Consider the following 25,469-nt stretch of genomic DNA (forward strand, 5'->3'; position numbering starts at 1 on the left):
GGTCAGAACGAGGTGCGCGAAGCGTGCCGTGTGGATCAGGGCGGGTCGGGCGGCGAGGACGCTCCGCGTTCCCTCGCCTGGCCTGGGGGCCTCCGCTGCTGACGAGAGAACCCCTGTCATCTCAACTTAGAAGGCACTGCCTTCACAGCCAACAGAGCATGCACGGCGCGTCACTCCGGGTGCGAAGATCGGTTCGCTGACGAGAGGTGGCGCCACCATGCCGCAAGCACCGCTGTATGAGCAGATAATCGCCGACGTCACGGCCTCGATCCGCGCGGGCACCCTTCAGCCCGGCGACAAGCTGCCGTCTATCGCCGAGATGCGCGAGCAGTACCAATCGAGCGCCTGGCCCGTGCGATACGCGCTGCGGATCCTGGAGGAGAGAGGCTGGATCGTGACCAGGCAGGGCAAGGGCTCGTTCGTGGCGCCCGAACCGCCCGCCTGAACCCCGATCTTCCACCGGCTGGGCATAGCGTTCCGAAGCTCGGGACAGCAGTAGATCTTGGCAGGAAACGGCCCCGCACGGGGCCATTTCGTACCAAGATCTACGCCGCCACTACCCACGGCCGCCACTACCCACGCCCGCCAGCCGCCGCGCCCCTGAGCGGCTGCGGGCACCAGGTGTCCGCCAAGCCCCTGACCGGACCTCTCCGAACAAGTGAGGAGGGAGGGCGATGGGGTGCTTGGCCGCGCGCGAAAGGATCTCGCGCAGTAGGTTGAACCGGTGACTGGACGGTTCCCGATCGAAGACGTCTCCCCCGTCGTCTCCTGCGGTCGCTACCCGGCCAAGGCGGTGGTCGACGAGCCGGTGCCGGTGTCGGCCCGCGCCTACCGCGAGGGGCACGACGCGCTCGGCTGCAACGTGGTCTGGCGCGGCCCCGACGGGCGGGCGCGGCCGTTCACCCGGATGCGCCCCGGCGAGCCGGGGCAGGACCGCTGGCACGCCGTGATCCGCCCCGACGCGGTCGGCGAGTGGACTTTCACGGTGGAGGCGTTCCAGGACCCGTACCTGACCTGGCAGAACGCGGTCACCAAGAAGATCGCCGCCGGGCAGGGACCGGAGGACCTGGCCAACGACCTCGCCGAGGGCGCCCGGGTGCTGACCGCCGCCGTCGAGCTGGTGCCGGCCGGCGACGCGGGGCGGGTCCGCGCGGCGGTGGCGGCGCTGGGCGACGCCGAAAGGGAGCTGCCCCGGCGGGTCGCACCGGCGCTGGAGCTGGCCGCCCTGCTCTGGGAGCACCCGGTCCGGGAGCTGGTCACCGTCGGCGACGAGCACCGCCTCTGGGTGGACCGCCGGCGGGCGCTCTTCTCCGCCTGGTACGAGTTCTTCCCCCGCTCGGAGGGGGCGATCCCGGCCACCGTCGACGCGCCGGCGCGCTCCGGCACGTTCGCCACCGCCGTCGAGCGCCTGCCGGGCGTCGCGGCGATGGGCTTCGACGTGCTCTACCTGCCGCCCATCCACCCGATCGGCCGGGTCAACCGCAAGGGCCGCAACAACGCGCTCACCGCCGGGCCCGACGACGTCGGCTCGCCGTGGGCCATCGGCGCCGCCGAGGGCGGCCACGACGCGATCCACCCCGACCTGGGTACGCCGGAGGACTTCCGCGACTTCGTCGCCGCCGCCGCCGAGCAGGGCCTCGAGGTGGCGATGGACCTGGCGTTGCAGTGCGCGCCGGACCACCCGTGGGTGACCGAGCATCCGGAGTGGTTCACCACCCGGGCCGACGGCAGCATCGCGTACGCGGAGAACCCGCCGAAGAAGTACCAGGACATCTACCCCGTCAACTTCGACAACGACCCGGAGGGCATCCGGGCCGAGGTCCTGCGGGTGGTGCTGCACTGGGTCGGCGAGGGCATCCGGATCTTCCGGGTGGACAACCCGCACACCAAGCCGTTCGACTTCTGGCACTGGCTGATCGCCGAGGTGAAGAAGGTCGACCCGGACGTGCTCTTCCTCGCCGAGGCGTTCACCCGCCCGGCGATCATGCACGGGCTGGGCAAGATCGGCTTCACCCAGTCGTACACGTACTTCACCTGGCGCACGTCGGCGGCCGAGATGCGGGCGTACTGCGAGGAACTGGTCGAGGCGGCCGACTACATGCGGCCCAACTTCTGGCCGAACACGCCGGACATCCTGCACGAGTCGTTGCAGCACGGCGGCCCGCCGATGTTCAAGATCCGGGCGGTGCTGGCCGCGCTGCTCTCCCCCTCCTGGGGCATGTACGCCGGCTACGAGCTGTTCGAGCACACCGCCCGCCCCGGTGCCGAGGAGTACCTCGACAACGAGAAGTACGAGCTGCGCCCCCGGGACTGGGCCGGCGCGCAGGCGCAGGGCCGCTCCCTCGCGCCGTTCATCGCGGTGCTCAACCGGGTACGCCGGGAGAACCCGGCCCTGCACCAGCTGCGCAACCTGGTCTTCCACGAGATCGACAACCCGGCGCTGCTCTGCTGGTCCAAACACGACCCGGACACGGGCAACACGGTCCTCGTGGTCTGCTCGTTCGACCCGCAGGGCGTGCAGTGGGGCAACACCACGCTGGACATGCCCGCGCTCGGGCTGGACTGGCACGACCGGTTCACGGTGCGCGACGAGCTGACCGGCACCAGCTACGACTGGGGGCAGCGCAACGCCGTGCGCCTCGACCCGTACCTGCAACCGGCGCACGTGCTGACCGCGCGCCGGCCGACCCCCGATCCCACCGCCGGCCCGACGTCGGCCACCGGCGCGCCGGACCTGACCGTCGCCGACGTTCCCGACGACCTCTCGGGCGGCACCGCCCCCACCGCTCCCGCCCAGAAGGACGACGACCGATGGACCAGCTGATCGCCGGCGCCACGCACGACCCGCACGCCGTTCTCGGCGCACACCCGGCCGACGGGCGGACGGTCGTCCGGACGCTGCGTCGGGGCGCCGCCGACGTCGCCCTCGTCGTCGACGGCGAGCGGCACCGGATGCGGCGGGTGCACGACGTCGGCGTGTTCGAGGCGGAGGTCGAGGGCGAGGTGCTCGACTACCGCGTCGAGGTCGACGGCCGCAGCCACGACGACCCGTACCGCTACCCGCCCACGCTGGGCGAGCTGGACCTGCACCTGATCGGCGAAGGCCGGCACGAGCGGCTCTGGGAGGCGCTCGGCGCCCGGGTCTTCGACGAGGGCGTGGCGTTCACCGTCTGGGCGCCGAACGCACGCGGGGTCCGGGTGGTCGGGGACTTCGCGGGCTGGGCGCCGGACGACGGCTGGCCGATGCGCTCGCTGGGCGGCAGCGGGGTGTGGGAGCTGTTCGTCCCGGGCGTCGGGGCGGGTGCCCGCTACAAGTACCGGATCCTGGGCGCCGACGGGCAGTGGCGGGACAAGGCCGACCCCCTTGCGGCGTACGCCGAGGTGCCGCCGGCCACCGCCTCGGTGGTGCACCACTCGACGTACGAGTGGGGCGACGCCGACTGGCTGTCGCGACGGGCCCGGCGGCAGCCGCATCAGGAGCCGATGAGCGTCTACGAGGTGCACCTCGGCTCGTGGCGTCCGGGGCTGGGCTACCGGGAGCTGGCCGAGCAGCTGACCGCGTACGTCACGGAGCTGGGCTTCACCCACGTGGAGTTCCTGCCCGTGATGGAGCACCCGTTCGGCGGTTCCTGGGGCTACCAGGTCACCGGCTACTACGCGCCGACGTCCCGGTTCGGCGACCCCGACGAGTTCCGGCACCTCGTGGACGCCCTGCACGCCGCCGGGATCGGCGTGATCCTCGACTGGGTGCCGGCGCACTTCCCGAAGGACGAGTGGGCCCTCGCGCGCTTCGACGGCACCGCCCTCTACGAGCACCCCGACCCGCGCCGGGGCGAACACCCCGACTGGGGCACGTACGTCTTCGACTTCGGCCGCCCGGAGGTGCGCAACTTCCTGGTCGCCAACGCGCTCTACTGGTGCGAGCAGTTCCACGTCGACGGGCTGCGGGTCGACGCGGTGGCCTCGATGCTCTACCTGGACTACTCCCGGCAGGAGGGGCAGTGGCTGCCCAACCGCTACGGCGGCCGGGAGAACCTGGAGGCCATCGCGTTCATGCAGGAGGTGAACGCGACCGTCTACAAGCACCACGCCGGGGTGGTGCTGATCGCCGAGGAGTCCACCGCCTGGCCGGGGGTCACCCGGTCGACCGACGCCGGCGGGCTCGGGTACGGGTTCAAGTGGAACATGGGCTGGATGCACGACACCCTGCTCTACACCTCGAAGGACCCGGTCCACCGGCAGCACCACCACCACCAGCTCACGTTCTCCCTGGCGTACGCCTGGAGCGAGAACTACGTGCTGCCGATCAGCCACGACGAGGTGGTGCACGGCAAGGGCTCCCTCGCCGGCAAGATGCCCGGCGACACCTGGCAGCGGCTGGCCAACGTGCGCGCCCTGCTGGCGTACATGTGGGCGCACCCGGGCAAGCAGCTGCTCTTCATGGGCTGCGAGCTGGCCGACGACCGGGAGTGGAGCGAGGAGCGGGGCCTCGACTGGTACCTGCTGCACGACCCGGCCCGCGCCGGCGTGCAGCGGCTCGTCGGCGACCTGAACCGCGTCTACCGGGACACCCCGGCGCTGTGGGCGCAGGACACCGAGCCGGCCGGCTTCCGCTGGATCGCCGGGGACGACGTCGCCAACAACACCGTCTCGTTCGTCCGCATCGCCCCCGACGGCGCGACCCTGGTCTGCGTGGCGAACTTCTCCGCCCGGCCGCTCGAGGACTACCGGGTGGGCCTGCCCGCCGGCGGCACGTGGGCGGAGGTGCTCAACACCGACGCCCACCACTACGGCGGCTCGGGCGTGGGCAACCTCGGCGCCGTGCACGCCGAGGACGTGCCGTGGCACGGGCTGCCCGCCTCGGCGGCGCTGCGGGTGCCCCCGCTCGGCGTGCTCTGGCTGCGCCGCGACTGACCAGCCACCACCGGCTCAGAGGCGGGTGATCCGGACGGCGTCGGCGACGACGTACCCCTGGGTGCTGGTCCAGCGGCTGACTCCGACGACCTGGCGCGTCCCGGCGGCGAGGTCGTAGGTGCCCAGCACCCGCCACTGCCCGCCGCCGGTGCGCTGGTCGACCCTGGTCGTGACGGTCCCGTTCGCCGTCGCCACCAGGTACGGCGTGGCGCTGTTGTAGCCGGGGTCGGCCGGGTACCAGACCTCGACGCGGTACGAGCCGGCGGCGGACAGCGTCGCGCTGAACCAGGCCGGGTCGCTGACCGCCTCCGGGCTGGCGAACCGGTAGTTGGCGCCGTAGCGCGTCGCGAGGAACGACGACGTGCCCCAGGTGGTGGCGGCCGTGAAGCCGCCGGCCGTGGCGTTGTCCACGATCACGCTGAACGTACCGCCGGAGCCGGTGACCACCCGCGCGTTGCTGGCGGCGCTCTCGTGGTGCAGCCGGTCGAGCGCCGTCACCAGGTAGCGGTACGTCGAGCCGGCCGCGGCGGTCGCGTCGGTGAACGTCCCGGTCGTGCCCGAGGCGCGGACCGTGCCGAGCAGGTGCCGGGCGTCGGCCAGGTCGCAGGCGTCGACCGCGCCGTCGCCGGGCAGCCGGTACACCGCGTACGCGGCGGTGCTGCCGGTGGCGCCGCGCTGCCAGGTGAGGGTCACGCCGCCGGTGCCGCGTACCGCCGAGGTGAGGTTGGGTGCGGCGGGCGCGGCGCCGCCCATCCCGGCGGGTGCCAGCGCCGGGCGGCGGTAGTGGTCGGTCGCCACCCGGGAGACGGCGCCGATGCGGTCGGCGCGGACGTCCTTGGCGCTGAAGTGGATGTCGCCGACGATCCTCGGGTGGCTGCGGTTCAGCGTCAGGTGATCGGTCAGCTCGGCCGGATCCTGCCAGGCGGCGTCCTGCCCGGACGCCCCGGCACGGTAGGTGGCCTGCCCGACGAGCAGCTGCACGTCGGTGCCGGTCACCGTCTCGGACCACCAGCGGACCAGCTCGGCGTAGTCGGCCGCCGGGTGGCCGATGTGCCAGTAGACCTGCGGGGCGATGTAGTCGACCCAGCCCTGCCGCACCCAGCGGCGGGTGTCGGCGTAGATCGCGTCGTACGACTGGAGGCCCGTGGTGCGCGAGCCGAGCGGGTCGGTGCCGGCGTTGCGCCAGATGCCGAACGGGCTGACGCCGAGCTTGACCCACGGCTTGGCCGCCCGGATCTTGTCGCGCATCTCCCGGACCAGCAGGTTGACGTTGTTGCGCCGCCAGTCGCCGATGTTGCTGAAGCCGGCGCCGTACTGGGCGTAGGTGGCCTGGTCGGGGAAGGCCACCCCGCTGACCGGGTACGGGTAGAAGTAGTCGTCCCAGTGCACCGCGTCGATGTCGTAGCGGCGTACGGCGTCCATCATCGCGTCCTGCACGAAGGCGCGGACGGCGGGGATGCCGGGGTTGTAGTAGATGTGCCCGCCGTAGGTGACGGTCCAGCCCGGGTTCTTGCGGGCCGGGTGGCCGGCCGCCAGCTTGCTGAGGTCGGTGTGGTTCGCCACCCGGTACGGGTTGAACCAGGCGTGAAACTCCAGGTTGCGGGCGTGCGCCTCGGCCACCATGAAGGCCAGCGGGTCGTAGCCGGGGTTGCCGCCCTGGGTGCCGGTGAGCCACTGCGACCAGGGCTCGTACGTCGACGGCCAGAACGCGTCGGCGGCGGGGCGGATCTGCACGACGACGGCGTTCATCCGCCGCTGCTGGGCCAGGTCGAGCCAGCCCCGGTACTCCGCCTGCTGGGCGGCCGGGGTGAGCCCGGTGCGGCTGGGCCAGTCGATGTTGGCCACGCTGGCGATCCACATGCCGCGCAGCTGCCGCTTCGGGGTGGCCGGGTCGGTCGCGCAGGCCGCCTGGGCGGCCACGGGCACGGTGTCCGGCGCGGTCTCCGGCCCAACGGGCCGGGAGGCGGGGGCGGCCGTGGGGAGGGCCGCGCCGAGCGCCAGCGCCGCCGCCAACGCCAGCCCGGACAGGTATCGACCATAATCTCTGCGCACGAAAAGATGTTCAATGCTGTCAGCCTGTTGCGCAAGTATCCTTCACCCCCTTTCACCCTGCGGAGTCGCACCGGCAGCCCATGGTGAGCGCCGGGGCCACCACCCGCCCGACAACTCCCCAGCCCGCGCATGACTACGTTGCGTCACTTCGCACCGAAGCAGCCCTTTCTCGCCCTGCGTAGCCACGGCTTCTCTTCCGTGAGTCTCCGGTCTCGGCCCTCTCCGCCACGGATCGCACTGACCAGGCATTGGTCGCTAACCGCTGGGTCGGCCCCCTGACGCCCTCCGCCCCCTTTGCTCTGCAGCCACATACGCACCGCTGACGCAGCGTGTCCGGTGTCGATATGGCTGCAGAGCAAAGGGGGTGGCGGAGGTGAGCCGCGGCGGTCGAGAACGACCACACTGTGTGACCGCATGACGTCAGGATCGTCGATCGCCGACCACCACCAGCGCCCCCGCACACGGACCGGGGTTGAGCTCAAGCCTGCTTCAAGTGGCGTCCTGCCCTCCGGGCGGCGACGCCGAGCTCCGCCTGGTCGCGCTGTCGTCGCCCTCATCATCGGCGGGAGGACACCGGATGGCAGCGGATCCGGACCTACTACCGGGTGACCCCCCGGCGGATCCTGGCCTGGCGGGAGGAGAACGAACTGCCGGGTCGCGCGCTCATGCGCGACGGCCACTGGCTCGGCTGACCGCAACCGTCCCACCGCCGCACCGGTCCGGCCGACGACCGGCGGGTGGCGGCGACGGACGGGCGGCGGGACGGACGGGTGGCGGTGTCAGACCAGGCCGGCGTCGCGCAGCAGCTTCCACAGCCCTGCGCCGTCGGGCGCGGAGAGCCACTTCTGCCCCACCGGCCCCGCGGACGACTCACCGCCCGGGGTGGGCAGGCTACCGGCCAGCACCGCCTGCGTGGGCGACAGCCGGCGGATCGCCACCCCGGCCACGTTCTCCGGGTGGGCGGCGGCGAACTCGCGGTAGATCTCCGGGTCGTGCTGCCCGTCGTCGCCGACCAGCAGCCACTTCACCTCGGGGAACTCCTTGGCCAGCCGGGCCAGGGTGACCCGCTTGTGCTCCCGCCCGCTGCGGAACCAGCGGTCGGCGGTCGGCCCCCAGTCGGTCAGCAGCAGCGGTCCGGCCGGGTAGAGGTGCCGGGACAGGAACCGGGTCAGCGTCGGCGCCACGTTCCAGGCGCCCGTGGAGAGGTAGAAGACCGGCGCGCCCGGGTGGGCGGTGACGAGCCGCTCGTAGAGCACCGCCATGCCGGGAACGGCGTTGCGGGCGTGCTCGTCGAGGACGAACGTGTTCCAGGCGGCGAGCAGCGGCCGGGGCAGTGCGGTGACCATGACCGTGTCGTCGATGTCGGAGAGGATGCCGAAGCGCACCTCCGGGTCGAGGATGCGTACCGGCGCCTCGACCGGCTCGGCGTCCGGCAGGCTGATCCGCACCGAGCCCCAGCCCGGCGGCAGGTCCGCCTTGACCACGGCGTCGACGAACCCGCTGCGGTCGGCCCGCGCCTCGTGCCGTTCCCCGCCGGCCTCGATGCTCACCGTGACGTGCTTGGCCGGCAGCGTGGTGAAGCTGCGCCACCCGCGCACCTTCTCCAGCCGGCCGCGCTGGCGGATGTCCGGCCGGCCCAGCAGCACCCGGCACATCACCCGCACCCAGCCGGGCGCGCCGTAGCCGGTGTACGCGATGACGTTCGTCCGCCAGCCGGTGCGCCGCAGCCGGCGCTCGACCAGCGAGTGCACGGCGTCCTCGATCCGCGCGGCCCGGTGCAGGGTAGGTACGGCCAACTGGCCGGCGGGAGTGGGTGGCACGTCAGCAACCCTGCCACAACCCGGCCACCTCGGCCACGCGAGGCGATCTTCCCCGCCACCGGTCGCGGGGTCGATGAGCCGGCGGGCACCGACCGGCCGGCTGCGCCGATCCGCCCCGGCCGGCCCCGACGGCGTGAAACACTCCGGTCGGGACGACGACGGGGGCGTTGGTCGTGTCGCAACCAGTGCGCAAGCGTGGGCGGTGGCGCCCGCAGCTCGACCGGCCGGCGCTCGTCGCGCTGCTGCTCGGGCTCGCCGGGATCGGCTACCGGCTGGTCCTGACCCTGCACACCGTGCCCGTCTCCAACAGCGACGAGGCGACGTTCGGGCTGGCCGCGCTGCACATCGCGCAGGGCCGCGAGCTGCCCGTCTTCCTCTACGGGCAGCGCTACATGGGGATGCTGGAGTCGTACCTGGCCGCGCCGCTGATCGCGGTGGCCGGGCCGGGCTGGCCGCTGCTGCGTCTGCCGCTGTTGCTGCTCTACGCCCTCTTCCTCTGGCTGATCCACCGGCTGACCCGGCGGATCTGCTCGCCCTGGTTCGCCACGGGGGTCGTCGGCCTGCTGGCGCTCGGCGGGGAACGGGTCGTCCGGGACCAGCTGACCGTCGTCGGCGGCCGCCCGGAGGTCAAGGTCGCGGTGCTGCTGATGCTGCTGATCGCGGTGGGACTCGCGCGGGGAACGGTGCGGCACCGCCGGTCGGCGGTGGGACTCTTCGGCCTGCTCGCCGGGGTGGCCGCCTGGTCGGACTGGCTGATCCTGCCCTACCTGGCGGTGGCCGCGCTGGCACTGCTCTGGGTGGCCCGCCGGGAGCTGCTCGGCGCGGCCGGCGTGCTGCTGCTGGCCGGCTTCGCCGTCGGGATCGCGCCGATGATCCGGGACAACCTGGCCGCTCCGCCCGGCGAGGACTCGCTGTCGGTGTTCCGCGAGATCAGCACCAAGGCCGGACCGTCGCCGCCATGGTCGCGGCGGCTGGACGGCGGGCTGCTGGAGGGGGTGCCGCTCGCCGCCGGCCTCTGCCCGGTGGACGGCTGCGCCCGCTGGCAGGGCTGGTTCGGGCTGCTCTACCCCGTGCTGCTGGCGGTCGCCGCCGCGCTCGCCGTCCTCGCGTACCGCCGAGCCGCGGGCGCCCCCCGCGGCGAGCGGGTCGGCCCGGTGGTGCACCTCGCGCTGGTCGTCGGCGCGGCGCTGACCCTGCTGTCGTACGTGCGCAGCCCGCTCGCCGCCACCAGTCCGCTGGACAACGCCCGCTACCTGTCGGTGCTCCAACTCTCCCTGCCGGCGGTGCTCTGGCCGCTCTGGGTGGTGGCGGTCGCCTGCTGGCGGGGCACGGTCGGCGCGCTCGGCCGGCTGGCCGGCGCGCTGGCCACCGTCGTGCTCGCCGCGCTGGCCGCGACCACGCTGGTGGTCACCGTGCTGTTCGTGGCCACCGGCACCGGGGCGTCCCGGACCGAGGAGCGGCAGGCCCGCGAGCTGGCCGACACGCTCCGCGCGGGCGGCCCCCGCGAGGTGTACGGGGACTACTGGACCTGCAACCGGCTGATCTTCAACACGGCCGAGGCGGTGGTGTGCGCGGTGCTCGACGGCGACCTCGCCCCCGGGCAGAACCGCTACCCCGCGTACTGGCGGCAGGTGGGGCGGGCCGACCGGCCCGGGTACGTGCTCGAGGCGGGCTCGGCGGCGGAGCGGCGGCTGCGTGCGCTGCTGGGCGACCGGGCCGACGCCGCGCTGGTCGCCGAGGTGGGCGGGTATCGCGTGTACCACCCGGAGACGCCGGTGCGGCCGTGGCGGTAGGACCGGCCCGTACGCTGGCCGGACCGGCGCGCGGACGCCGCGCCGAGCCGAGGAGTCACCGATGCTCATCCTGCTGCCGCCCTCCGAGGGGAAGGCCGACGCCGGCACCGGCCGACGGCTGGACCTCGCCCGGCTCTCCCTGCCGGAGCTGACCGACGCCCGGGAGGAGGTGCTGACGGCGCTGGTCGCGCTCAGCGCCGACGGCGACGAGGAGGCGGCCCTGGCGGCGCTGGGGATCAGCGGGGGCCAGCGCGGCGAGCTGCGCCGCAACGCCCGGCTGCGGGTGGCCGCCACCGCGCCCGCCGGCCGCGTATACACCGGGGTGCTCTACGAGGCGCTCGACCTCGCCTCGTTGCCGGCGACCGCGCAGCGGGCGGCCCGCCGGTCGGTGCTGGTCAGCTCGGGGCTCTGGGGCGCGGTACGCCTCACCGACCGGATCCCGCCCTACCGGTGCCCGATCGGGGCGAGGCTGCCGGGGCTCGGCGCGCTGTCGGCGTACTGGCGGCGGGCGCTCGCGCCGGCGATGGCCGCGGCGGCCGGCGACGGGCCGGTGCTCGACCTGCGCTCCGGCGCGTACGCGGCTACCTGGGCGCCCCGGGGCGAGGTGGCCGACCGCACGGTGACCGTCCGGGTGCTGCACGAGCGGGACGTCGACGGCGTGCCCGTCCGGTCGGTGGTGAGCCACTTCAACAAGGCGACCAAGGGCCGGCTGGTCCGCGACCTGCTGACCGCGGGCGCCCGGCCGCGCACGGTCGACGGGCTGCTGACCGCGCTGCGCGACCTCAAATATCCGGTGCTGGAGCAGCCCGCCCCGCCCGGCCGGCCACGCCAGGTCGACGTGGTCGTCACGGAGCTGTAGGACAGCCGCAAGATTTCCTCAAGGCTGGGGCCGACCGGTTTCCCCGGCGGCGTCGACGGGCCACGGTAGAGGGACCCCCGACGCCGACAAGGAGTGCCTGAGTTGGCTCCCGAACAGATCCTGCTCGACCGGCCGCGCCTGCCCTCGACCACGCCGCCGTTGGACTGGTCCACCCTGGCCGACGCGTTCGAGGCCGCCTGCCTGCTGCGCTGCACGCCCCCGCCGGCCGTCGCCGGCACCCGCCGGCAGGCGCCCGAGCACCGCCCCCCGTCGGTGGAGTTCAACCGGGAGGAGGCGGCGCACCGCATGCGTCAGCTCCTGCACCGGCTGGACGTCCCCATCGAGCACGAGGTGACCGTCGGCGGGCTGCGCCGCCGATACCAGCTGCACCGGCTCTCCGTGCCGCACCAGCACCGGCCGGCGTACGCGAGGACGCTGGAGGCCGGCTGGCGGCAGGGCCGGCGCGAGCTGCTGGGCGGGCCGGTCCCGGGCGCGTCGACCGTACGGCGGGCCTGGCGGCCCCGGCTGGCCGCGGCCGCCTGGCGGGCCGCCCTGCTCGCCGGTGGGCGGCACGTCCGCCGGCACATCCTCGGCGTCCGGATCACCGACCGGGAACTGGCCGCCATCCTGGTGCGCGGGGCCGCCCTGCTGGACGTTCCGGCGCTGCTGCGCCCCGGCACCGGCTGCTACCTCGTCTGCGTCGCCGACGGCCCGGACCGCCAGCGGATCCTGCACAGCACCGCGCTGGGTCCCGCCCACGTGCCCGACCGGCCGTGACGGCCGGATGAACGCGATCGGCGTCGTGCGCGGGGCGGCGGCGAGCCGACCGGCGGCGGCGCTGCGGCCTCGATCGCGTACCGCAGCGAACTGACCATCGTCGTCGACCCGCCCCCGGGCTCCTAGCCCGGCCGGTGGGCGGCGGGTTGCGGCGACGGCCCGCACGGCGCAGAGTGCAGCGCGTGAGTCGCACCCGGTTCCGCCGTGTCCGCCCGCGCCCCGTCCGCCCACCGGCGCTGCTGGCGCTGCTGCTGGTGGTGACGTTGCCCGGCGTGGCCGGTTGCCAGGACGCTCCCGAGCCACCGGTACGGATCCGGATCGCGACCGGCAGCCCGACGGCCGTCTACCACGCCTTCGGGCAGTCCCTGGCCGCCGTGCTCAACCGGGAACTGCCGGACGTCCGGGCCAGCGTGGTGGTGACCGCCGCCTCGGCGGAGAACGTCCGGCTGGTCGGCGCCGGCGAGGCCGAGCTGGGTTTCACCCAGGCCGACGTGCTGCCGGCGGCGCCGGCGGCGCACCCGTCCGTGGTCGCGGTCGCCCGGGTCTACGACGACCTGTTGCACCTGGTCACCACCGCCGGCGGTCCCGTCCGCACGCTCGCCGACCTGCGCGGGCGGCGGGTGTCCGTGGGCGCGCCCGGGTCGGGCACCGAGATCACCGCCGTCCGGCTGCTCGAGGTGGCGCGCCTGGGCGGCGACCGGGTACGCCAGGAGCGGCTCGGCCTCGACGATTCGGTCGCGGCGCTGCGGGCCGGCACGATCGACGCGTTCTTCTTCTCGGGCGGACTGCCGGTCCGGGCGCTGGAGCAGCTCACGGACGACAGCGCGACGCGGATCGTCGACCTCGGCGAGTGGACCGGGCCGCTGCGCGAGAGCAACCCGGAGGTCTACGTCTCCCGGGACATCCCCCGCTCGGTGTACGGCACGGACCCGGTGACCACGGTGGCCAACCCGAACTTCCTCATCGTCCGGGCCGACCTGCCCACGCCGCTGATCCGGGAGGTGACCCGGCTGCTGATGGAACGCCGCCAGGAGCTGGCCGCCGCGCACCCGGCCGCCGGCCGGATGAGCCCCCGCTCGGCCATCGCCACCGCCCCGCTGCCGCTGCACCCCGGCGCCGCCGACTGGTACCGCGCCGCCAAACCCTGAGCCGTTGCGCATCCTGGCACGGCCGACCGGCACGGCCCGCCACACCCTGACCGCCGCACCCCGACGCCGCTGACCGGCACCGCCTCACCACACCCTGGCCCCTGCGCACCCCGGCACCGTAGGCCGGCCCCGCCCGCCAAATCCTGGCCCCCACCTCGGCGTCCCTGTCGAGCTGCCCCGTGGGGCGGGGCGGGTTCATGGATGGGGCAGCTCGACAGGGGCCGACCGCACCGCGCCACCGAGCGCGGTCCGCACCGGCCCGGCCTCAGCGCTCGACTGCTCGCGCCGGCCGCGCCGAGTGCGGTGGCTGCGGTGGCTGCGGTGGCTGCGGCGGCCGACGGGCCGACGGGATTCCGGCGACGGTCGGTGCGTCGGCCTCCGCCCCACGCGCCGTGGAAACGTCGGCGCGGGCCGGTGGGCCGGGGTCGCCGCGATCGGGGGCACCGGAAGCCGGGGCGCCGGAAGCGGGATCGCCGGGAGCAGCGGCGGCGGCGGGATCGTCCGGAGCGGGGAACCAGAGGCCCGCGACCAGGCCGCGCGGCTCGCCCCCGCGCATGGTGAGCCGCCCGTCCGAGGCGTCGACCAGCACGGCGACGATGGTGAGGCCCAGCCCGGCCCCGTCGATGTTCTGCACCTCCGGGGCCCGCCAGAACCGCTCGGTCGCCTGCCCGAGCTGGCTCGCCGTCATGCCCGGGCCGGTGTCCCGGACCTCCAGCGCGGTGCCGTCGTCGTGGTGCCGGACGGTCACCGTCACCTCCCCGCCGGCGTCGCTGAACTTGACCGCGTTGTCGATCAGCGCGTCCAGGGCCTGGTCGATCGCGGTCGGCACGGTCCGCGCGTACGCCGGGGCGTCCTCGGCCACCAGCCGGAGGGTGATGCGGCGGTGCCGGGCGAGCGGCTCCCAGGCGGCCACCCGGGACGCGGCGACGGCCGCCGCGTCGACGGTGACCCGCTGGTTCTCCCGCCGCTCGGCGCGGGCCAGGGTCAACAGCGCGTCCAGCACGAGGGCCAGCCGGTCGGTCTCCTCCAGGGCCAGCTGGTGCTCGGCGCGCCCGTCCGCGTCGGTCAGGCTCGGGCCCAGCTCCTCCACCCGCAGCCGCAGCGCGGTGAGCGGGTTGCGCAGCTGGTGGCTGGCGTGCGCGACGAACGCCCGCTGCCGGTCCATCACGTCGGAGACGACGTCGGCCATGTGGTTGAAGCTGGTCGCCAGGCGACGCAGCTCCGGCGGGCCGAGCCGGTGCTGCACCCGTGCGCCGCGGTCCCCCTCGGCGATCTCGTGGGTGACCGCGTCCAGCTCGGTGACCGGGCGCAACACCCAGCCGGCCAGCCCGAACGCGGTCAGCACGCAGGCCAGCACCGCGAGCAGGCCGGTTCCGGCCAGCGCCAGCCACCAGACGGTGACGGCCCGCCGGACCGGGTCGGCCGGGGTGGTGATGACCACCGCCCCGAGCACCTCACCGCCGTCGTTGATCGGCACCGCCACCACGATCGGTCCGTCGATCCAGGGCCAGACCGACTCCGGCCCGCTGGCCTGCTGCCCGGAGAGCGCGGTGTCCAGCGCCTCGTGGGAGCCGGGGACCGACCGCCAGCTCTCCGAGGCGGCCACCGTCCGGCGGTCCCGGTCGACCACCGCCGCGCCGATGCCGTAGAGGTCGTCGTAGCTGCGCAGCTCGTTGTCGAGCGGGCCCGGGGTCCCGCCCCGCAGCGCCGGGCCGGCCAACGAGGCGAACCGGGTGGCGTCGGCGAGCCGGTCGGCGCGTACCCGGTCGGTCTCCCGGGTCGCCAGGGTGACCGCCAGCGGGGTCTCCAGCGCGATCAGCACCAGCACCATCAACAGCAGATAGCTGATCACCAGTCGACGTCGCACGGCGCGTCACCTCACTCGACGCGCAGCCGGTAGCCGACCCCGCGTACGGTCTCCACCAGGCCGGGATCGCCCAGCTTGCCGCGCAGGGACCCGACGTGCACCTCGACCGTGTGCCCGTCGCCCCAGGTGGTGCCCCAGGCGTCGAGCAGGATCCGCTCCCGGGCCACCGCCACGCCGGGCTGGCGGGCCAGGGAGAGCAGGACGTCGAACTCCTTGCGGGTCAGCGCCACCGGCCGGCCCTCGACGGTTACCGTCCGGGCGGCCACGTCGACGCGTACGGGCCCCACCTCGATCAGGTTGCGCTCCGGCACGGCGTGCGCCGCGCGGCGCAGCACCGCCTCGATGCGCGCCTGGAGTTCGGTCATGGAGAAGGGCTTGACCACGTAGTCGTCCGCGCCGAGCCGCAGGCCGAGCACCCGGTCCCGTTCCTCGCCCCGGGCGGTCACGGCGATGATGCCGAGTTGGCTGCTGCGCCGCCGCAGCTCCCGGCACAGGTCGGTGCCGTCGCCGTCGGGCAGGGTCAGATCCAGCAGCACCAGGTCGCAGGGGGCGGCGCAGAGGGCCGCCGCGACGGTCGCGGCGTGCTCTACCTCGTACCCCCGGCGGGTGAGGGCGGAGGAGAGCGCGGCGGCCACCCGGCGGTCGTCCTCGACCAGCAGGATGCGCACCCGGGGCCCCCATTCGTCGGTCCGTCGACCCCGAATGGTGGCAGAAGTACGCCCGCGGCGGGAGGGCCGGTCCCGCGCCGGCCCTCCCGGCAGCCGGCGCCGGAGCGCCCACGGCGGGCCGGTCGGCAGGTCAGAGGCCGAAGACCTCGTCGGCCGTGGCGTCGCGGACCCCGTCGACGAAGCCCCGGAAGCCGGGGTCGTCGTGGCTGGCGGGCACGCTGGTGACGATCTCGCCGGTGGCCTGGGTGACCGCGTCGACCAGGGGCGGATAGTCGATCTCGGCGTCCTGGAGGGTGTCGTCGTCCGCCTGGCCGAGGTTGATCACGTGCTGCACGTCCTCGGTGGGGGTGTCCGGGTCGCCGGCCCACTCGCCGCCCGCCCGGTGGCACTCGTCGTAGAGCGCGCGCTGGCTGTCGGTCCAGTCCTCGTCGTAGCTCTCCATCGCCATCCCTCCGCGACCCGCTGCCCCGAGCATGCCGGGCGGTGGCGGGCGCCGGGGCGGTACCGGGAAACCGGGACGGCCGCCGGCGTGACCGGCCGCGCGTAGGCTGCCGGGGTGATCTACAAGCTGCTCCCCACCACCGAGTGGGACGACGCGCTGGCCGCCGGCCACCTCGACGGTACGGCGCTGGACCGGCAGTCCGGGTTCATCCACCTCTCCGGCGCCGACCAGGTGGTCGGCACGGCCCGGCGGTACTTCGCCGGCGCCACCGGGCTGACCCTGCTGACGGTGAACCCGGACCGGCTGGGCGACGCGCTGCGCTGGGAGCCGTCGCGCGACGGCGCGCTCTTCCCGCACCTGTACGGCCCGCTGCCGGTGCCCGCCGTGGTGACCGCCGACGCGCTGCCGGCGGACCTGCCGGCCGCCGACGCGGTGGCGGCGCTGCTCGCCTGACGGGTCGCTATGCTACGCCGAGTCCGCTCCCCCGGCCTCGCCTGCGCGCCCCGGGGCGGGTGTGGCAGAACCGATCCGCGCGATCGACGCCCGCCCGGCGTACGCCGACGCGGATCACCGACGGCGCGACGCCGCGCCCCGAGCCATGCGAGTTGAAGGATGACTGACAGCAGTTCCCCGTCCCCCTCCGTCTTCGTCCACCCGACGGCCGACGTCGAGGAGGGTGCCCGCGTCGGCGACGGCACGAAGGTCTGGCACCTGGCCCACATCCGCTCCTCGGCACAGGTCGGCGCCGGCTGCGTCATCGGCCGCAACGTGTACGTCGACGCCGGCGTGACGGTCGGCGACCTGGTCAAGATCCAGAACAACGTCTCGGTCTACCAGGGCGTCACCATCGAGGACGAGGTCTTCGTCGGTCCGTGCGCGGTCTTCACCAACGACTTCCGGCCCCGGGCGCAGAATCCGGACTGGACGATCACGCCGACCCTGGTCCGCCGGGGCGCCTCGATCGGCGCCAACGCCACCCTCGTCTGCGGCATCGAGGTCGGCGAGTACGCCATGATCGCGGCCGGGTCCGTGGTGACCCGGGACGTGGCGCCGTACCAGCTCGTCGCCGGCAACCCGGCGCGCCCCAAGGGCTGGGTCGACGAGCGCGGCGAGGTGGTCTCGCGGGACGTGGACAACCCGCCGCAGCGGGGCTGAACGGACGACGCGGGGGCGGCGACCGGCACCGCCCGGTCACCGCCCCCGCGTCGACGCGTCAGCCGCAGAGCCGGTCGACCTCCGCCCGGAACCGGTCCATCGCGTTCGGCTCGTCCGGGCCCAGCAGGTACGTCTTCAGCTCCCGGCGCGCCTCGGTCATCGGGTCGTCACCGGCCCGGGTCACCGCGACGATCTTCGGCAGCTCGCCGCAGTCCGCGCCGAGCAGGTACGCGGCCCGCGCGGTGGGGTACCGGCGGCGGAACTCGTCCTCGGGCAGCCCGGCCGGGTTCGCCACGACGTACGGCCGCTGGCTCTGCATGAAGTCCGAGACCACGCTGGAGATGTCGCTGACCAGCAGATCGGTCTGGTTGAAGCAGTCGAACAGCCCCGGCGCCCGGCCGGTGACCACGAGGTGCGCGTCGCCGGCCAGCGAGGTCGCGTCGCCCTGCCCGCCGGCGGCCCGGATCCGACGGACGATCCGGTCGTTGGCCGACCGCGCCTTGGCCGACCGGCTGCCGGTGAGCGGGTGCGGCTTGTAGATCACCCGCACGCCGGGGGTGGCCAGCAGGCCGGCGACGATCCGCTCGCCCATCAGCACCACGGAGGTGTGGTAGACCTCCTCCTCCAGCCAGCCCTCCCAGGTCGGGGCGTACAGCACGGTGAACGGCCGGCCCGTGGCCGCCGAGCCGAAGGTGTGCACGCCGGCCAGCTGCGGCCGGCCGATCTCGACGATGTCGCGGTCCAGCACGCCGACGCCGCTGAGGGCGTAGCGCTCCCGCCCCGCCGGACCGGCCACCCAGACCTCGTCGTACACCTTGCTGTAGGGGTTGACGCTGGCCTGCTTGTCGCTGTCGCCGTGGCCGACGAAGACGTGCTTCACGCCCGGCTCGCGCAGCAGGTGGATGTTGGCGCCCACGTTCGCCACGTAGAGGGCGGCCCGGAGGCTGCCCAGTTCGAGGTTCATGAAGTCGGTGCCGGCCGGTACGCAGATCACCGGCAGGCGGGTGTCGGCGAGCGCCCGGAACGCCTCCTCCTGGCGCATCAGCACCACCGCCCGCCGGCCCGTCGCCTCGACCGGGGCGAGCCACATGTTGGCCTGGTAGACGTCCTTGACCGGGCCGGCGAAGTAGAGGGCCAGATCCGGCTGCTCGCGGGCGAGCCAGCTCTGCACCGTCGGCAGCGCCGAGGTGGCCCGGCCGCGTCCGCGCAGCCAGGACAGCGCGAGCACGGCGGCGACCAGCGCCCCCGCCACCAGGGCGACCGCCGCGGTGAGCAGCACCGGCGCCACGTCGTCGGCCAGCGCCGCGACCACGGCCGCCGGCACCAGCAGCAGGTTGAGCAGGGGCAGCCGGTCGCCCTCGACGGCGACGGCCCAGGCCGGCGGCCGGGGTGCCCCGGAGGACCGCCCGACGTCGATGTTGCGGACGAAGGCGACGGCGGCGGCGCCACGCTCGCCGAGGCGCGCCAGCACCCCCGTGCCGAGGGCGAACGCCAGCAGCGCCGCGGGCAGCAGCAGCACCAGGACCAGCGCCGTCGGGCCGGGGCGGACCGTCGTCACGACCAGCAGGACGACCGCCAGGTCCCGGGCCAGGTGCCGGTGGAGCTGCCCGATGCCGGCCTTCTCCAGCAGTTCCCCGCCGGTCGGCCGGCGCAGCAGGGTGAGTTCACCGGCAGCCACGGCCAGGCCGCCGACCGCGAAGGGGATGATCCAGCCGAGGGCCCCGGCCAGCACCATGACGGCGTACGACAGCAGCAGCGCGCCGATGAGGCCGGCGTCCGGCTGCCTGCGCAGTTTGCTGAACAAAGACACACTCCCCTATTGATCACCGGCGAATCCGGGCAGGTGCGACCTTAACGTGGCATGTCCTTCGAGTATTGCCGGGGTGTCGCGTGGCCCACCGGCGGGCCACGGCGGCACCCCTCTCGACGCGACGGGGCCCCGGCCGTTGTCGACCGGGGCCCCGTGACGCGACGGCGGATCAGCCGCCGATGACCACCCGCCGCACGCCGGCCCAGCGGGCCGGGTCGGTGACCCGGCGGCCGTCCACCAGGACGGTCACGCCGGGCAGGTCGGACGGGCTGAGGGTGCGGTACTCCGCGTGGTCCGCCTGCACCACGGCCGCGCCGAGCGGCTCACCGTCGTACGGCGGCAGGCCGTGCGCGGTGAGTTCCTCGGCGGTGTACATCGGGTCCGAGACGTACGGCCGGGCACCGCGCCGCCGCAGCGCGTCCACGGTCGGGAAGACACCGGAGAAGGCGGTCTCCTTGACCCCACCCCGGTAGGCGGCGCCCAGCACCAGCACCCCGACGTCGGTCAGGTCGCCGTAGGCGGCGGCGAGCAGGTCCACCGCGTACTCCGGCATGGCCGCGTTGGCCTCGCGGGCCGAGCGGACGACGGTGGCCGCCGGGTCGTTCCACAGGTACATCCGGGGGTAGATCGGGATGCAGTGCCCGCCGACCGCGATGCCCGGCTGGTGGATGTGGCTGTACGGCTGGGTGTTGCACGCCGCGATGACCTTGGTGACGTCCACGCCGACGGTGTCGGCGAACCGGGCGAACTGGTTGGCCAGGCCGATGTTGACGTCCCGGTAGGTGGTCTCGGCCAGCTTCGCCAGCTCGGACGCCTCGGCGGAGCCGAGGTCCCAGACGCCGTTGGGCTTCTCCAGGTCGGGCCGCTCGTCGAAGTCCAGCACCGCCTCGTAGAAGCGGACACCGTGCTCCGCCGACGCCTCGTCGATGCCGCCGACCAGCTTCGGGTAGCGGCGCAGGTCGGCGAAGACCCGACCGGTGAGCACCCGCTCGGGGCTGAAGACCAGGTGGAAGTCCTTGCCCGCGGTCAGCCCCGAGCCCTCCTCGAGCATCGGCGCCCAGCGGTTGCGGGTGGTGCCGACCGGCAGGGTGGTCTCGTAGCTGACCAGCGTGCCCGGCTTCAGGCCGGCGGCGATGGCGCGGGTCGCGTCGTCCATCCAGCCGAAGTCCGGCACGCCCTCGGCGTCCACGAAGAGCGGCACGACCACCACGACCGCCTCGGACTCGGCGACGGCGGCGGCGGTGTCGGTGGTGGCGGTCAGCAGGCCGGCGGCCACCGTCTCCTTGAGCTTGACGTCCAGGTCGGTCTCACCCGGGAAGGGCACCGCCCCGTCGTTGACCAGCCCGACGACCCGCACGGAGACGTCGGCACCGATCACCCGGTGGCCCTTCGTGGCGAACTGCACGGCGAGCGGCAGGCCGATCTTCCCCAGCGCGACGACGCAGATGTTCATGGAACTACTTTCCTCCTAGTGGAAGCCTGCGCCGCAGGCGGGCCACCACCCGGCGCAGCGTCACCGGCGAGACGGCGATCACCAGGTGGCCCTTGTGGTTCGTGGTCGTGGTGAACACGTACAGCTGTCCGCCGTGCCGGTGGAGCACCCGCTGCCGGACCGGCGGACGTGGCCCGCGCAGCGGGGTGGAACCGCTCTCCCCGGCCGCCACGGCGGTGACCCGGACGGTGCGGGTCCGCCCACCCGGCGGCAGCCCGGCGAGCAGGTCCGCGGTCCGGAACGTGACCCGGACGGTCGTCCCCAGCGGGTCCTCCGTCAGGCCGGTGATGCTACCGGTGGCCGAGCCCACCTTGAAGGTGAGCCCGCCGTCGGCGAGCTCGGCGAGCTCCGGCCAGGGGCTGCGCGCGGCGACCGTCAACGTCCTCTCCCCGCCCCGGTCGGGGGACCAGGTCGCGGAGACCGTCTCCAGCCGGGCGAGCCACTTGGCGTCGGACCGGCTGACCTCGAACCACTCCTCGGACAGGGCGGAACGGGGGTCGCCGAAGCCAGGGTACAGGGCGTACCAGCGGTCGTCCTGCACCACCGTGGGCGGCAGACCCTCCTCGACGTCCTGCCTGATCACCGCCCGCACGTCGGCGAGGGACCCGAGCCAGGCGGCGCCGATCCGCACCCGGGCGGTAACGCCCAGCCGGTCGCGGATGGAGTCCGTGAGGTGCTTGCGGGCCAGGTTCGCCACGCCCGCGCGGACCTGCTCCTGGACGTCGGGCTCCAGCGTGAGGAAGTCGTCCTGGAGCAGCTTGGCGATCTCCCAGGTGAAGTGCCGGTACAGCACCGCGTCGCGCCGCTCGCCGGGCTCGATCAGCTCCGCCACCACCTCGACGACGCGCTCGACGCCGCGCAGCCGGGCGAGGTGGTTGCTGCGGTAGGTGATGTTGCCGGCGTTGAGCCGCTTGACCGCGTAGTAGTAGTCGTAGTCGGCCAGCACCGAGATGCGCCCGGCCCGCAGGCACGCCTCCAGGGTGAACGGCTGGTCGCTGCCGACCGGCATGTCCTCCGGGAAGCGCAGCGCGTACTTCTCGATCAGGTCGCGCCGGAACAGCTTGGTGTTCGACAGGGCGAACGGCAGCGCGGAGGCGAAGAGGTCCACCTCGGCCCGGGTGCTCTCGAAGATCGCCTGGTGGACGTAGCGGTCGTTGACCCCGACCATCCGGCCGAGCAGCACGTCGGAGCCCCACTCGTCGGCCGCGGCCACCATCCGGGCCAGCGCCTCCGGTCCGAGGTGGTCGTCGGCGCCGATGAACAGGACGTAGCGGCCGGTGGCCTGGTCGAGCGCGTGGTTGCTGGGGGCCGCCGGGCCGCCCGAGTTCGCCTGGTGCAGCACCTTCACGGTGCCGGGGTACGCCGCCGCGAAGCGGTCGAGCTCGGCGCCGCTGCCGTCGGTGGAGCCGTCGTCGACCGCGACGACCTCCAGCCGGTCCAGCCCGATGGTCTGCTCCACCAGGGAGGTCAGGCACCGGGTCAGGTCCGGCATCGTGTTGTAGACGGCCGTCACCACCGTCACGTCGGGCGTGGTCACGCGCCGACCCGCAGGGCTGGCGGCTCGGCGCCCGGGGTGGTGTCGTCACCGCCGGCACCGCGACCGGCGGGCAGCAGCCGGGAGTAGACGCCGTCGAGCACCTGCGCCTGCGCCTCCCACGTCCACGACTCCAACAACCCCGGACGCTCGTACGCCTCCCGATAACGCCCCGGATCCGCCAACACACCCCGCACCACCCGCACGAAGTCCCCCACATCCTCCGCCCGGAACACCTCACCCTGCCCCGTCGACCGCACCGTCTCCGCCATCGTCCGCACATCACTGACCACCAACGGCAACCGCGCATGCGAATACTCGAAGAACTTCGTGATCAACGCGATCTCATGATTCGGCCAATGATGAATCGGAATGACCCCCACCGAAGCCCCCGACAAGAACGGCACCACCTGATGATGCGGCACGTACGACAACACGTGCACCCGCTCGGCCACCCCCAACTCACCCGCCCGCACCACCAACCCCTTCACGTACGCCGCGTCGGGCTTGTTGACCACGAAGGCGGCGTGCGCCCCGGGCAGTTGCGGCAGCGCCTCGACCATGACGTCGAGGCCCCGCCGCGCGGCGGCCACACCGCTGTAGACCAGCAGCGGCACGTCGGGCCCGATCCCGCAGAGCTGGCGGATGTCCGGCGCGGGCTCGTCGCCGGGGCCGGGCAGCTCGGCCAGCGAGGGGGCGTTGAGCACGACCTCCGGCCGGTCGGCCAGGCCGTGCTCCTGCTGCAACAGGTCGGCCAGCCCGCCGGAGACGGTCATCGCCGCGTCGGCGTACGGCACGAACTCCCGCTCGTGCGCCATGTTGCCCGGCAGCCAGCGGACGTTGTCGCGCCACGCCTGCACGCCGGGGAGGTACTCGTGGGCGTCCCAGACGACCGCGATCCGGCGGCCCTTGGCGGCGGCGCGCAGCTTGGCCCGGGCGGCCACGCCGAGCATCCGGAAGTCGTTGGCGTGGATCAGGTCCGGCCGCAGTTCGTCGATCGTCGGGCCGTAGGCCAGCTCGTAGTCCCACAGCCCCGGCTCCAGCCGCCGCCAGGCGCCGTCGCCCTGCACGGTCTGCCAGAACTTCGTGTACGCCCGGTCCAGCGGGCCGTCGAGCTTCTTGCGGCCCTGCCGGGACCGGGTGAGCTGCCAGTGGCGCAACGAGACCCAGCGGCGGGCCACCCCGGCGGCCAACTCCTCGGCGCGCAGCGCGTGCCACCGCAGCGGCGACGGGCGGCGGGCGCCACCGTCGCGCGCGGCCACCGTCAGCGCCGCCCGCCGGAAGGTCAGGTCCGCCCGCCATGCCTTCATCGCCTGGCTGCGGTGCGCGGCGATCCCGGTGGGCGGGTACGCCAGCGGCCAGCGCAGCCAGCCGCGGCGGAACTCGTGCCGGCGCTTGGCCAGCGGCTCGGGCATCGGCAGCAGGCGCACCTCGGCGTCGCCGAGTCGCCAGCTCTGCGAGCGCCCGGCGGCTGTGCGACCGAGCAGGACGACCTCCCAGCCGGCGTCGGCGGCCGAGCGGGCGGCCTTCTGTACCCGGGAGTCACCGTTGACCCCGTTGTCGACCAGCATGACAACACGCCCCCGGGCGCCGGCGCCGCCGTTCAGCCCCATCGTCTGCTTCTCCGCCTCTGCCCGGTGCCGTCCGGCCGGGTCACCCGGCCCGGATCCCGAGCGATTGTACGAGACCGCCGGCCGGCGCCCCCGCACCATGGATTGTGGGAAAGCGCGGGTCGGCATCGCCTCCGCGCGCCCCGGAGCGTACCCTCCCCGCTGTCCGTCCCGGCGCCGACCGCGTCGTTGCGCGCCCCGCGCGAGGAAACTGTCAGCCGGATACCTTCCGCCAGAAGTAGGGCGAGATGTCGAGTAACCAAACCCTCGGTGGCGCACCGGTGGACGCGCCGGACGCCCGCCGGGCCCGCGTCCGGTTGGTGCTCGGCCTGCTCGCCGCCGCCGCCCTCGGCAGCCTGCTGTGGTGGGGCCGCTGGGAGACCGCGCCGCAGCACGCCTACCCGGACACCTACTGGTACGCCCGGCAGGCGGTCACGATGACCGGCACGCCCTCCGCCGAGGCGGACCGGTTCGCCGCCCGGCTGGTCTGCCGCCAGGGCATGCCGAGTCCGCGCCCGGGCGTCTCCTGCGTCACCGCCACCCGGCAGTGGGCCGCCAACATGCCCCCGCGCTACCAGCGGATCTTCACCACCCGACCCGGCTACTCGCTGACCACGGCACCGTTCGTACTGGTCTTCGGGGAGCGGGGGATGGTGCTGGCCACCGCCGCGCTCGCCGTACTGGCCGGCGTGCTGGCGGCCCTGGCGGTGCGGCTGCTCGGCGGCGGCCTGGTCGGCTCGCTCGCGGCCACCGCGCTGCTCTTCCTGCTGCCCACCGGCTTCTGGCTGAGCCGGTTGCTGGCCGAGGCCGGCGCGACGGCGTTCGCGCTGGCCGCGCTCTGCGCCGCCGTGCCCCTGCTGCGGCCGGGCGGCTCGACCCGCGGCCGGCTGCTGCTCGGCGGCGCGGTGCTGGCCGGGCTGCTCGCCTCGACCGTCACCCGGCCGGCCACCGGCCTGCTGCTGTCGGGCGCGCTGACGGCGGTGCTCGGCGCGCTGACCGTGGCCCGCCGCCGCCGGGCCGGCTGGGAGCCGGGGCTGGTCGTGCTCACCGCCGCCTGCGGCGTGGCCACGGCGGTCTGGCTCGGCCTCAGCGCCGCGCTGGACATCCCCGGCGCGGCAGAGACACTTCAGGACAAGTTCACCGTGCACTTCACCCGGCCGGACGTGCCCGACCCATGGCCCCGCCTGGTGGAGCTGAACCGGGACTTCTGGCCCGCCCAGCTCAACGCCTGGTGGAACGGGGGCGCGCCGCTGGCCGCCTCGCCGTTCCTGGCCCTGCTGCTGATCGGCTTCGCCGCCCTGTTCCGGGCGCTGCCCGGCCGGGCCGCGCTGCTCTTCGCCACGGCCGGAGCGACCGGGCTGCTCACGCTGGTGGCCCACCCGAAGGAGTCCGAGGCGGACCGGCTGGTCCTGGTCATCTGGCTGCCGGTGGTGGTCGGCCTCGCCATGCTGCTGGACAGACCCGCCCGGCCCGCCCCGGACACCGCCGGCGAAGCGGGTCAGCCCCCGGCGTAGGAACCGCCCGGACG

Annotated in this window: 19 protein-coding genes; 10 read left to right on the forward strand and 9 right to left on the reverse strand. The window is 74.2% G+C overall.

Annotated features, from left to right (window positions below; all coding sequences use genetic code 11):
- The first annotated feature begins 217 nt into the window (after positions 1-217).
- From ACFHW0_RS12555 to glgB, 3 genes are all read left to right on the forward strand, one after another.
- The gene (locus ACFHW0_RS12555; RefSeq protein ID WP_121395625.1) at positions 218-445 is read left to right on the forward strand and encodes a winged helix-turn-helix domain-containing protein; all 228 of its coding nucleotides are present in this window, start codon (positions 218-220) and stop codon (positions 443-445) included.
- Positions 446-724: 279 nt separating this feature from the next.
- Positions 725-2,824, forward strand: coding sequence for a maltotransferase domain-containing protein (locus tag ACFHW0_RS12560; RefSeq protein WP_416607455.1), 2,100 nt, complete (start codon positions 725-727; stop codon positions 2,822-2,824).
- Positions 2,812-4,914 carry a 1,4-alpha-glucan branching protein GlgB gene (gene glgB, locus ACFHW0_RS12565; RefSeq protein ID WP_416607456.1) on the forward strand — a complete coding sequence of 701 codons (2,103 nt, stop codon included), beginning with the start codon at positions 2,812-2,814 and terminating at the stop codon, positions 4,912-4,914. The genes ACFHW0_RS12560 and glgB overlap by 13 nt, the downstream gene beginning before the upstream one ends.
- 15 nt (positions 4,915-4,929) lie before the next feature.
- Here glgB and ACFHW0_RS12570 read toward each other — a convergent pair whose 3' ends face one another.
- Positions 4,930-6,966 (reverse strand): family 10 glycosylhydrolase, encoded by a 2,037-nt coding sequence (locus ACFHW0_RS12570; protein ID WP_416607457.1) that lies wholly within the window; start codon positions 6,964-6,966, stop codon positions 4,930-4,932.
- A gap of 779 nt (positions 6,967-7,745) precedes the next feature.
- Complete coding sequence (locus ACFHW0_RS12575; RefSeq protein WP_416607458.1) at positions 7,746-8,786, reverse strand: App1 family protein; 1,041 nt, start codon at positions 8,784-8,786, stop codon at positions 7,746-7,748.
- A gap of 173 nt (positions 8,787-8,959) precedes the next feature.
- Here ACFHW0_RS12575 and ACFHW0_RS12580 point away from each other — a divergent pair, with 173 nt between their 5' ends.
- From ACFHW0_RS12580 to ACFHW0_RS12595, 4 genes are all read left to right on the forward strand, one after another.
- Positions 8,960-10,579 (forward strand): hypothetical protein, encoded by a 1,620-nt coding sequence (locus ACFHW0_RS12580; protein ID WP_416607459.1) that lies wholly within the window; start codon positions 8,960-8,962, stop codon positions 10,577-10,579.
- Positions 10,580-10,640: 61 nt separating this feature from the next.
- Positions 10,641-11,438 (forward strand): peroxide stress protein YaaA, encoded by a 798-nt coding sequence (yaaA, locus tag ACFHW0_RS12585; RefSeq protein ID WP_416607460.1) that lies wholly within the window; start codon positions 10,641-10,643, stop codon positions 11,436-11,438.
- A 102-nt stretch (positions 11,439-11,540) separates the two neighbouring features.
- Positions 11,541-12,215 carry a hypothetical protein gene (locus ACFHW0_RS12590; protein ID WP_416607461.1) on the forward strand — a complete coding sequence of 225 codons (675 nt, stop codon included), beginning with the start codon at positions 11,541-11,543 and terminating at the stop codon, positions 12,213-12,215.
- Between the two features lie 173 nt (positions 12,216-12,388).
- Positions 12,389-13,363, forward strand: a complete 975-nt coding sequence (locus ACFHW0_RS12595) for a TAXI family TRAP transporter solute-binding subunit (protein WP_416607462.1) — start codon at positions 12,389-12,391, stop codon at positions 13,361-13,363.
- Positions 13,364-13,628: 265 nt separating this feature from the next.
- On the opposite strand, the gene ACFHW0_RS12600 is transcribed toward ACFHW0_RS12595, so the two are convergent.
- From ACFHW0_RS12600 to ACFHW0_RS12610, 3 genes are all read right to left on the reverse strand, one after another.
- On the reverse strand, positions 13,629-15,230 hold the full coding sequence (locus ACFHW0_RS12600; protein ID WP_416607463.1) for an ATP-binding protein: 1,602 nt from the start codon (positions 15,228-15,230) through the stop codon (positions 13,629-13,631).
- Positions 15,231-15,241: 11 nt separating this feature from the next.
- Complete coding sequence (locus ACFHW0_RS12605) at positions 15,242-15,898, reverse strand: response regulator transcription factor (protein ID WP_416607464.1); 657 nt, start codon at positions 15,896-15,898, stop codon at positions 15,242-15,244.
- A 130-nt stretch (positions 15,899-16,028) separates the two neighbouring features.
- Positions 16,029-16,340: a hypothetical protein gene (locus ACFHW0_RS12610; protein WP_416607465.1), complete on the reverse strand. Its 312-nt coding sequence runs from the start codon at positions 16,338-16,340 to the stop codon at positions 16,029-16,031.
- 114 nt (positions 16,341-16,454) lie between these two features.
- On the opposite strand from ACFHW0_RS12610, the gene ACFHW0_RS12615 reads away from it, so the two are divergent.
- On the forward strand, positions 16,455-16,793 hold the full coding sequence (locus ACFHW0_RS12615; RefSeq protein ID WP_416607466.1) for a DUF952 domain-containing protein: 339 nt from the start codon (positions 16,455-16,457) through the stop codon (positions 16,791-16,793).
- Between the two features lie 159 nt (positions 16,794-16,952).
- On the forward strand, positions 16,953-17,495 hold the full coding sequence (locus ACFHW0_RS12620; protein ID WP_121395649.1) for an acyltransferase: 543 nt from the start codon (positions 16,953-16,955) through the stop codon (positions 17,493-17,495).
- Positions 17,496-17,553: 58 nt separating this feature from the next.
- Here ACFHW0_RS12620 and ACFHW0_RS12625 read toward each other — a convergent pair whose 3' ends face one another.
- The 4 genes from ACFHW0_RS12625 to ACFHW0_RS12640 form a co-directional block, all read right to left on the reverse strand.
- Positions 17,554-19,299, reverse strand: coding sequence for a CDP-glycerol glycerophosphotransferase family protein (locus ACFHW0_RS12625; protein ID WP_416607467.1), 1,746 nt, complete (start codon positions 19,297-19,299; stop codon positions 17,554-17,556).
- Positions 19,300-19,474: 175 nt separating this feature from the next.
- Positions 19,475-20,758: a nucleotide sugar dehydrogenase gene (locus tag ACFHW0_RS12630; protein ID WP_416607468.1), complete on the reverse strand. Its 1,284-nt coding sequence runs from the start codon at positions 20,756-20,758 to the stop codon at positions 19,475-19,477.
- 4 nt (positions 20,759-20,762) lie between these two features.
- Positions 20,763-22,334, reverse strand: coding sequence for a glycosyltransferase family 2 protein (locus tag ACFHW0_RS12635; protein ID WP_416607469.1), 1,572 nt, complete (start codon positions 22,332-22,334; stop codon positions 20,763-20,765).
- Positions 22,331-23,902: a glycosyltransferase family 4 protein gene (locus ACFHW0_RS12640; protein WP_416607525.1), complete on the reverse strand. Its 1,572-nt coding sequence runs from the start codon at positions 23,900-23,902 to the stop codon at positions 22,331-22,333. The genes ACFHW0_RS12635 and ACFHW0_RS12640 overlap by 4 nt, the downstream gene beginning before the upstream one ends.
- Before the next feature lie 287 nt (positions 23,903-24,189).
- On the opposite strand from ACFHW0_RS12640, the gene ACFHW0_RS12645 reads away from it, so the two are divergent.
- On the forward strand, positions 24,190-25,455 hold the full coding sequence (locus ACFHW0_RS12645; RefSeq protein WP_416607470.1) for a hypothetical protein: 1,266 nt from the start codon (positions 24,190-24,192) through the stop codon (positions 25,453-25,455).
- Positions 25,456-25,469: the final 14 nt, after the last annotated feature.

Source organism: Micromonospora sp. LOL_025, from assembly GCF_048060285.1.
GTDB lineage: Bacteria > Actinomycetota > Actinomycetes > Mycobacteriales > Micromonosporaceae > Micromonospora.